At 61.6% G+C, this 8984-nt stretch carries 8 protein-coding genes; 3 read left to right on the top strand and 5 right to left on the bottom strand.

Annotated elements, in window-relative coordinates; genetic code table 11:
- Positions 1 to 50: 50 nt before the first annotated feature.
- The 5 genes from hemC to ccsA form a co-directional block, all read right to left on the bottom strand.
- Positions 51 to 992, bottom strand: coding sequence for a hydroxymethylbilane synthase (gene hemC / locus ACIREA_RS19945; RefSeq protein WP_397384100.1), 942 nt, complete (start codon positions 990 to 992; stop codon positions 51 to 53).
- 53 nt (positions 993 to 1045) lie between these two features.
- Positions 1046 to 1600 (bottom strand): DUF6036 family nucleotidyltransferase, encoded by a 555-nt coding sequence (locus tag ACIREA_RS19940; RefSeq protein ID WP_397384098.1) that lies wholly within the window; start codon positions 1598 to 1600, stop codon positions 1046 to 1048.
- Complete coding sequence (locus tag ACIREA_RS19935) at positions 1566 to 1955, bottom strand: hypothetical protein (protein WP_397384097.1); 390 nt, start codon at positions 1953 to 1955, stop codon at positions 1566 to 1568. Before ACIREA_RS19935 ends, ACIREA_RS19940 begins: the two co-directional genes overlap by 35 nt.
- 153 nt (positions 1956 to 2108) lie before the next feature.
- Positions 2109 to 3179, bottom strand: coding sequence for a glutamyl-tRNA reductase (gene hemA, locus ACIREA_RS19930; RefSeq protein WP_397384096.1), 1071 nt, complete (start codon positions 3177 to 3179; stop codon positions 2109 to 2111).
- Positions 3172 to 3951, bottom strand: coding sequence for a cytochrome c biogenesis protein CcsA (gene ccsA, locus ACIREA_RS19925; RefSeq protein ID WP_397384095.1), 780 nt, complete (start codon positions 3949 to 3951; stop codon positions 3172 to 3174). The genes hemA and ccsA overlap by 8 nt, the downstream gene beginning before the upstream one ends.
- A gap of 116 nt (positions 3952 to 4067) precedes the next feature.
- Here ccsA and ACIREA_RS19920 point away from each other — a divergent pair, with 116 nt between their 5' ends.
- Genes ACIREA_RS19920 through ACIREA_RS19910 form a run of 3 tightly spaced genes read left to right on the top strand, consistent with a single transcriptional unit; the run spans position 4068 to position 8792 of the window.
- Positions 4068 to 4601, top strand: coding sequence for an adenine phosphoribosyltransferase (locus ACIREA_RS19920; RefSeq protein WP_397384094.1), 534 nt, complete (start codon positions 4068 to 4070; stop codon positions 4599 to 4601).
- Positions 4602 to 4612: 11 nt separating this feature from the next.
- Positions 4613 to 7408 (top strand): [protein-PII] uridylyltransferase, encoded by a 2796-nt coding sequence (gene glnD, locus ACIREA_RS19915; protein WP_397384093.1) that lies wholly within the window; start codon positions 4613 to 4615, stop codon positions 7406 to 7408.
- A gap of 43 nt (positions 7409 to 7451) precedes the next feature.
- Positions 7452 to 8792 carry a sulfatase-like hydrolase/transferase gene (locus ACIREA_RS19910; protein WP_397384092.1) on the top strand — a complete coding sequence of 447 codons (1341 nt, stop codon included), beginning with the start codon at positions 7452 to 7454 and terminating at the stop codon, positions 8790 to 8792.
- Positions 8793 to 8984: the final 192 nt, after the last annotated feature.

Here is an 8984-nt window from a genome sequence, read left to right as displayed (position 1 = left end):
CAAGTGGGGGCACCGGGTGCGGTGCGAGAAAACGAACTTGGGAGTTCGTTTTACGGGAGCATTCCTGCGAGATCTGCGGCGAGCTGCGCGGCTTCTTGCACGGGGCGCTGGGCTTCGCGTTCGACAGGTGGCAGGGCGAGATCGGCTTCGTTGAAGACGCGCACGGCCATGTGGAGCTGGCCGTCTTTGATCCAGGTGTGGGCACCCACGGGGGTCTGGCAGCCGGCGCCGAGGATTTTCAGGAACTCGCGCTCGGCGGTGATGCGGTATTCGGTGTCGGAGTCATTGAGCGCGCGGATGGCCTGAATAGTCGCTTCATCTCCAGCGCGGCATTCAATGGCGATGGCTCCCTGTCCGGCAGCGGGGCGAAACTTCACGGGATCGAGCGTCAGGGCGCAGAGGTGGATGCCTTCGATTTGGATCTGCTCATCCTTCATCAAACCGAGGCGCTGCAGACCGGCGGCGGCGAGGAGCACGGCATCGAGCGCGTTTTCACCGATGACTTTTTTCACGCGTGTGGGCACGTTGCCACGGATCTCGATGATCTGGACATCCGGACGAAGGAACTTGAGCTGCGCCGCACGCCGCACGCTGCTGGTGCCGACGCGCGCGCCCTGCGGCAGGGTTTCGAGGGTGTAGGGGTGCGCGGAGACGAGCACGTCCTCAATGGCGGCACGGGGAAGAACGGCGGCGATGGTGAAGCCGGCGGCGAGATCGCTCGGCACGTCCTTGAGGCTGTGCACGGCGGCGTCGATCTGGCTGTCTGCGAGGGCGATTTCGAGCTCCTTGATGAAGATGCCTTTGTCCACCTGCGCCACGTCGCTGAACTCGGAGAAGCGCAGGTCCTGGCGTTTGTCACCGCTGGTCTGGATGATCTGGCGCTCGACGATGAGCTGCGGATGCGCAGCCTTGAGCTCCGCGGTGACCATGGTTGTCTGCGTGAGGGCCAGTTCGCTGCCGCGGGTGCCGAGGATGATTTTTGCGGGGGTCATGGGTGGGGTTCCCAGCTTTTCACGTACCGGGGCCGGACGCAAGGATTGCTCGCTCAGGTTTGCGCCCGGACTTGCGCCATGCTGCGCTCCACTTTTTCCCGGTCCGCCGCAGCGAGGGGATTGGCCGCATGTAGCTCCTCCAGCCGTGCCCAGGTGATGATGCCGGTGCCCAACAGGCCCCGCACCCATACGATGTCCTTGGGACGCCCGGCGTAGAGCTTGTTGTAGGCGACGTCACAAACGTCCAGGACGTGCAGAACGAGACCTTCTGGGAGAATGATCTGATGCGCCCGCTCTTTCCAACCGGGCGGCGTGCAGCGCACGGTGTCAGGAGTGGCGTAGTCAGCGTAGACCAGTTCCGTGTCCCGAAACTCGCTCTCCGCTCCGATGAAACGATCCACCAGCATGCTGTCGAAATACAGGATAGGCAGGTTCTGCGGGACGAAGTCAAAATCCACGGAGAAACGTAGTTCCCCGGGAAGCTCAGGGTGCAAGGCCGCCACAGCCCCGGAGCCAATGACGTAGGCATCCGTCAGCGCTGGCACGCACCACTTGAGTTTGCGGGCGACTCTCTCAAGATCTGCCAGCGTAAGCTCTTTGCCGTACATCTTCGTTTTCTTCCGGGGTGATGAAGGGGCTGCCGTGAAAGGGCGAGGAAGACCGCAGCCGCTGGCCTTCGTCATCCGCAGCTTCCAAAATGTCGCAGATTTGTTCGATGCTGGACCGCTGCAACAGCTCAAGCCATTCTACCTGGGGTCGATAGAGAGCCGATTTCCTGATCTCCAGGCGCTCTTTGGCTGTTTGAATCAAATCTGGATTCTCACGTAGTCGTGCAGCGACGAGTTTGCCGCGCTGCCATTGCATCCAGTCCTGCACCAGATAGTTCGGCGGCAGGTCGAGCCAAGGCGGGAACATCGGGACTTCATCCGATGCACTCTGCGGCGTCTCGATTGCGACTGACATGGTGCGAAGATGCACCGGGCGGGTGTCTGCGGCAAGCCCGGCTTCGCAGGCTCGACCAAGCCGGTGCTGGATTCTGCTGTGCCTTTACAGACGTTCGCCCGGATTCCGGCTAAAGCCGGGACTACGGAACAGTGCTGGGTGACGCGGCGCCGGTCAGGCCAGCTTCAGACCGCCGCTGCCGGGAGATTTGAGAAAGCCGTATTTTTCGAGCTGTTCTTCGATGATACGCTCGCAGGAGGCGAGCTGGCGCAGGCGCTCGCGGCGGCCTTCGTCGGCGATGGCCTGGAGGGCGTCGATGTCGTAGAGATAGACGCCTTCGATGTTGTTCACTGCGGGGTCCACGTCTCGAGGCACGGCGATGTCGATGATGAGCAGGGGCTCCCAGCGGCGCTTGCGCATCACTTGATCGATCTGCTCGGGCTTGATGACAAAATGCGGGGCGCTGGTGCTGGAGATGATGACGTCCACCTCATGCAGGGCGTGCTCCCATTCGTCGAACTTCATGGCGCGGCCCTTCATCTCGGTGGCGAGCTCCACGGCTTTGTCGTAGCTGCGGTTGGAGACGATGATGCTTTTGGCCCCGCGTGAGAGCAGGCTCTGAGCGCAGGTGCGGCTCATTTCCCCGGCGCCGACGAGCATGACGCGGCACTCCTTGAGATCGTGCACTTTTTCCGCCAGATCCACAGCCACGCTGCCGACGCTGGTGGAGCCGCGCTGGATGGTGGTCTCGTTGCGGACTTTTTTGCCGACGGTGAAGGCCTGCTGGAAGAGTTTATTGAGCGAGCGGCTGGTGGTGCCGGTGTCGAGGGCGACTTTGTAGGCGGCTTTGACCTGGCCGAAGATTTCCGTCTCGCCAAGCACCATGGAGTCGAGCCCGCTGACCACGCGGAAGAGATGCCGCGCGGCCTCGGCGGAGTCGAGATTGTAAAGCACCAGGGCTTCCGCGTGCTCGGGTTGGAGCTCGAAGCGTTCGATGAGGTATTGGCGCAGGGCGGCGTGGCCGTCCTTGCCAGTGGGCAGGGCGTGCGTGGCATAGAGCTCCACGCGGTTGCAGGTGCTGAGGACGACGCTTTCTTCAAAGCCCGGCAGCCCGCGCACCTGCTGCACGGCAGCGGGCACCAGCGCCTCGGGAAACGCCAAGCGCTCACGCACCTCGACGGGGGTGGTTTTGTAGTTCAGGCCCACACAGACGAGGCCGCTGCGAATGTCCGTCGGCTCAGGCATGCGTGACGATCCACAGTGAAATGAACGGCAGAATGAAGCCGATGACGGCCAGCCACGCGGTCTTGCGCGGGGAGGTGAAATGTTTCCACATCAGGAGGGAGATCACCGCATACAGCCCCCAGACGATCCAGGCGAAGACGACGTGGCCGGTCTTCGTCATGGGCAGATGCAAGGCAAAGGAAATGCCCAGTGCGATGCTCAGCAGCAGCAGGCCGAGGCGCACGAGGCGCTGGATCGCGTGCGCGAGACCCTGAATGGGCGGCAACTGGTAAAACAGGCCGCCGATCTGGTGCCGCTTCAGCATGCGCTCCTGGACAAGGTACATCACGCCGGTGATGCAGGCCAGAGCGAAGGCTGCGTAGGAGATGAGGGCCAGCGCGATGTGCAGCTCCACCAGCGCATTGATGGGCCCTTTGGGCTTGTAGGGCGCGAAGCCGTTAAGGAATGCCATCCCCTGCATGAGGGTGACCAGCGGCGAGGTGAACACCCCGAGCAACGACAACCGGAACGCCGGGCCGACGAGGAAATACAGCAGCACAATGCTCCAGGCGATGAAGACCAGGATGTCCGCCAGACTGCGGATGGGGCACTGCCGCACCTCCTCACCGCGCAGGTAGATGAAGCCGGTCTGGAGCGCAAAACCGAGCGCCATGAGGAAGAACTGCGCCCGCGCCTGCTTCCAGGCACCCGCCTTGAGCGCCAGCAATGCCTGCACGAGCGCGCCCACAAAGATGAGCGTGGCGGCAAGAAGCAGTTGCTGGGAGGGAGGCATTGGATCGGGGGGAGGACATTCGTGGTCTTGTGACGTTTCTGCAAGGGTGAAGGCAATTCTGGATGCAATGTTCCCATCGCTTGCGCATCCCCGCATCTCCTCCATGATCGCAGGGCATGGCTCCCGACATTCTCGACAGCATCCGCCGCACCATCCGTGACGTACCAGATTTTCCCAATCCTGGCATTCTTTTCAAAGACATCACCCCGGTGCTGGCCAATCCGAAACTGCTGGCGCAGACGATTGATGGCATGATCGAAGCCACGGGCATCACTGCGGTGGACAAGGTCGTCGGGATCGACGCCCGGGGTTTCATTTTTGGTGCGCTGATCGCCGAACGTCTGGGCGCGGGCTTCATTCCAGTGCGCAAGAAGGGCAAGCTGCCCTGGCAGACGCGGGGGATTGATTACTCGCTCGAATACGGCACGAACTCGGTCGAAATGCACCTGGATGCCATCTCCCCCGGGGAAACGGTGCTGCTGGCGGACGATCTGCTGGCCACAGGCGGCACGGCGGCGGCGGCGCTGCACCTCATCGAGCAGGCGGGCGGCAAGGTGCTGGGCAGCACGTTTTTCATTGAGCTGGCGTTCCTCGGCGGGCGCGAAAAGGTGAGTGATTCCGGCCCGGTTCACTCACTGATCACCTACTGACCACTGCTGAAATGACCGAACGCGAATACCTGCGGCACCTGAACAAGAGCGCGCAGAAATTTTTCCCACCCGAGGACAAGCTGCCGCGCGGACGCACCGAAACGCTGCGTCAAGCGAAGCGCTTCCTCAAGATCAAGGAGCAGCGCATCAAGCAGCGTCACCGCTCCGGCAGCTTTAGCGGTGCGGAAGTCTGCCGCATGCGCTCGGATGTGATCGATTTCCTTGTGCGAATCCTGTGGGAAGAGGCTCTTTCGGCACTGGCCCCTGCGGTGCGTGCCAAGCTCAATGTCAGTGTGATCGCCCACGGCGGCTATGGCCGGCGTGTGATGAGTCCGGGCAGCGATGTGGACCTCACTTTCATGTTTCCGGGCAACAGCGGCAAGGTGTCCACCGAAGTCGTGCAGCTGATCCGGGACTACCTGCTTTATTTCTACGATTTGAAGCTCAAGGTCGGCCATGGCTCACGCTGCGTGGGCGAGTGCATCAAGCTGGCCAACGAGAGCATGGAGACCAAGACGGCGCTGATGGAGGCCCGCCTCGTCACCGGGCAGAAGGCGGCCTTTGAGGAGTTCCGCTCCCGCTTTGACAAGGAATGCATGGACGGGCAGGAGGGGGACTTTTTGAAGCTGCGGCAGATCGATCTGACCAGCCGCCACACCAAGTATGAGAACACCCCCTTTGTGCAGGAGCCGCATGTGAAAAACGGCTGCGGCGGCCTGCGCGACTACCAGAACCTGATCTGGATGACGTATGCGCGGCACCGCACGCTGAACCCCAAGGATCTGGTCGCCCTCGGCCTGATCTCCAAGGCGGGCTGGAAGGAGGTGGAGCAGGGCTATGAATTCATCCTGCGTGTGCGCAATGAAATGCACTACACCGAAAAGCGCGCCGAAGACCTCTTAACTTTGCGCCTGCAGGGGCCGGTGGCAACCAATCTGGGCTACCGCCACAAACGCATCCTGCGCCGCATCGAGGCGCTGATGCACGGCTACTACACGGCCACGCGCGATATTTTGCAGCGCAGCAATGAGGTGATGGACCGCTTTCACCTGGAGGCGCTGGAAACGCGCACCCAGACCAAGCTGATGGGCTTCATCGCACGGCGGAAGGCTGAGAAGGAGCAGGAGAGCTTTGACGGTTTCAACCGCAAGCATGAGCGCCTCTATGCGGAAAGTCCGACGATCTTCAAGGATGATCCGGAGCGCATGATGCGCCTCTTTCTCCACACGCAAAAGCGCCACCTGCGCCTGAGCCCGGATTTGTTCCAGCTCATCCAGGACAACTTCCGACTGGTGGACACCAGCTTCCGCTACAACAAGGCCAACCGTGAGACGTTTGAGACGATTCTCTCCCACAAAGGGGATGCGGCGCGCACGCTGCGGCAGATGCACCGCGTGGGCTTCATCGGCAGGTACATGCCGGAGTTTGGTGCTCTCACCAATCTGGTGCAGCATGAGTTCTTCCATCTCTACACGGCGGATGAGCACACGCTGCGCACCATCGACAGGCTCGATGAGCTGAGCGATCCCACCCTGAAAGGCGTGGACCTCTTTCAGCAGCTGTTTCACGACCTGCAGCAGCCATATGTGCTGTACCTGGCACTTCTGCTGCATGACGCAGGCCGTGCGGCCAACAAGAAGACGCACAGCGATGAAAGCACCACGCTGGCCGCCACCGTCTCCCGCCGCCTGCAGATCAAGGGTGAACGCCGCAGGCTGCTGCTCTTCCTGGTGGACAATCACCTGCTGATGTACCGCACCGCCACGACTAAGAGCCTGGATGATCCGCAGGTCATCGAGGAGTTCGTCAGCATCGTGCGAACGAAGGAGAATCTCGACACGCTGCTGCTCATGACATATGCGGACTCGAAGGGCACAAGCGACAAGAGCTGGTCGGGCTACAAGGAGGCGTCCATTCGTCAGCTCTATCACAGCGCGCTGCGTTTCATGAACGCGCCGGCGGATTTCATGCGCAATGTGCAGGTGCCGCTGGAGGATCTGAAAAAGGAGGTGCTGCGACGCCTCGGTGCCGGATATGAAGCGGAAGTGGACGCGCACTTCCGCCACATGCCGCCCTCCTACTTCAACTTCCGCGAGGCTGATCTCATCGCCACGCATCTGCGGCAGTTCCGGCAGTTCTTTGAGCAGCTCATCCGTGAGGAGGCTGCTGCAGGTCTGCTGCCGGTCATGGTCTGGGTGGATCACGCGGACCAGGGTTACAGCGAGCTCACTGTCGTCTGCTGGGACCGCCATCTGCTACTGGCGCGCATCTCCGGCGCCCTGGCGGCAGAAAGCATCAACATTCTCAGCGCTGATCTCTACCAGCGTGCCGACCATCTGGTGCTGGACACCTTCCGCGTCTGCAACACGAACTTCGCCGCCGTCACCACCAAAAGCGCGCGTGCGCGTGTCGAGGAATCCGTGCGCAAAGCCTTCAGCGGACAGACCTTTGACTTCGGGGATGCGATCATCCAGAAGCTGGGCAAGTCGATCACCATGCTGGATGAAATCGGCGCGGAGATCCCGCAGCGCATCTACGTGAACAACCACCTCTCGCCGGACCAGACGGTGCTGGAGCTGCAGCTGGTGGACCGCCTGGGGCTGCTCTATGACATCTTCATGGCCATCGGCCGCCTCGGGCACAACGTCACGCACGCACGCATCAGCACGGAAAAAGGCGTCGCCATTGACGCCATCTACGTGCAGGACGAACACAGCCAGAAAATCACCGACCACGAACAGTTGGACGAACTGGCCGCCGCGGTGACAGAGGCCGCGCACCTGCGTCTGAGCTCCGCCAAGGAGTAATCTGCTGATACATTTGCCGCATTGCATCGTTCGGAGAGCGCCCATGAAGCTCTCCGCTCTTCTGTTATGCTTTGCCGCCGCGCTGCTCTCATCCGCCACTGCGGCGGACGTAGCGAAGCCCAACATCCTCATTTTTTATCTCGATGACATGGGCTGGGCGCAGCCCGGCGCCTACGGTGGCAAAATGGCTCCCACGCCAAACATGGATGCCCTGGCCGCAGGCGGCGTGCGTTTCACTAATGGCTACTCCTCCGGCTGCGTGTGCTCGCCGGGTCGTGTGGGTTTGATGACAGGCCGCTACCAGGCGCGCACTGGCCATGATGCCAATCCCACCAAAGCAGGCCGCGAACTGCTGCTGAGCGAGACCACTCTGGCGCAGCATCTCAAAACCGCAGGCTACACCACTGGCATCGTGGGCAAATGGCACCTCGGGGACACCAGCCCGGAGTTCATGCCCACGGCGCGCGGGTTTGACTTTGCCATGGGCACTGTGGGCAATCTTGGTGAAGGCAAAGGTCCTTCGTTTTATCGCGGCAAAGAGCTGGTGGAAGACCTGGCGGGAGCGCCCGTCACCTCGCCGGTGTATGCGCGTGAGTCGGTGAATTTCATGGAGGCGAACCAGGCCAAGCCGTGGCTCCTCATGCTGTCCTTCAATGCCGTGCACAGTCCGCACGTGTCCTCGGAGAAGTGGCTGGAGAAATTCAAGCACCTGCCGAAGCACGATGCGGCGTACGCTGCGCTCGCTGCGGAAGCGGACGAAGCCATCGGCACGGTGGTGACGAAGCTGCGTGAACTGAAGCAGGAGGAGAACACGCTCATTTTCCTCATCAGCGACAACGGCGGCGCTTATCAAAACGCTGAGATGGGCGGGCTGCGCGGGCACAAGTGGTTCGTCTGGGAGGGCGGCATCCGCGTGTCATGGATGGCCGCGTGGAAGGGCCACATTCCTGCGGGCCGTGTCAGTGATGAGCCGGTGATTCAGCTCGATGTTTTGCCCACGGCTCTTGCTGCTGCGGGTGCGACGAGTTCCATCCCGCTCGATGGCGTGAACCTGCTGCCTTTGCTGGAAGGCAAAACGGACAAACTTGCCCCGCGTGAGCTGTACTTCCGCTTCGGTGTGCAGCAGGCCGTGCGTCAGGGAGACTGGAAGCTCGTCAAGGCCAGCAAAGACATGCAGCCTATGCTGGTGAACCTGGCCACCGATCCCGGCGAGCAAACCGACCTCAGCGCCAAGGAGCCTGAGAAGGCCCAGGCTCTGCAAAAACTCTTCGACCAATGGAACGCCACCATGCAGCCACCCCGCTGGGAAGACCTGCGTTGGAACGGCGAAGAGAGCCGCAAGGCAGGCAAGAAGGAGAAGCGGAAGAAGAAAGCGAAGGAGTAGAGCGAAGGCCGACGGCTCCAATCTGGACTGTGGTTGCGCAGCGGAAACATTCTCTGCCGTGCGATAGCTGTGGCCGCAGCTCTGTCGGAGCCCCCTTGAAGCAGGGGGTAAAAGAAAATGCCGCTCTGGATTCTGCGAATCCGGAGCGGCATGAATCCAACCGATAGGGCCTGCGGTTACTTTTTCTTCTTC

Source organism: Prosthecobacter sp. (assembly GCF_044373815.1).
Taxonomy (GTDB): Bacteria; Verrucomicrobiota; Verrucomicrobiia; order Verrucomicrobiales; family Verrucomicrobiaceae; genus Prosthecobacter.
The sequence above is the reverse complement of the archived record's forward strand: the minus strand, read 5'-3'. Positions and strand labels throughout refer to the sequence as shown.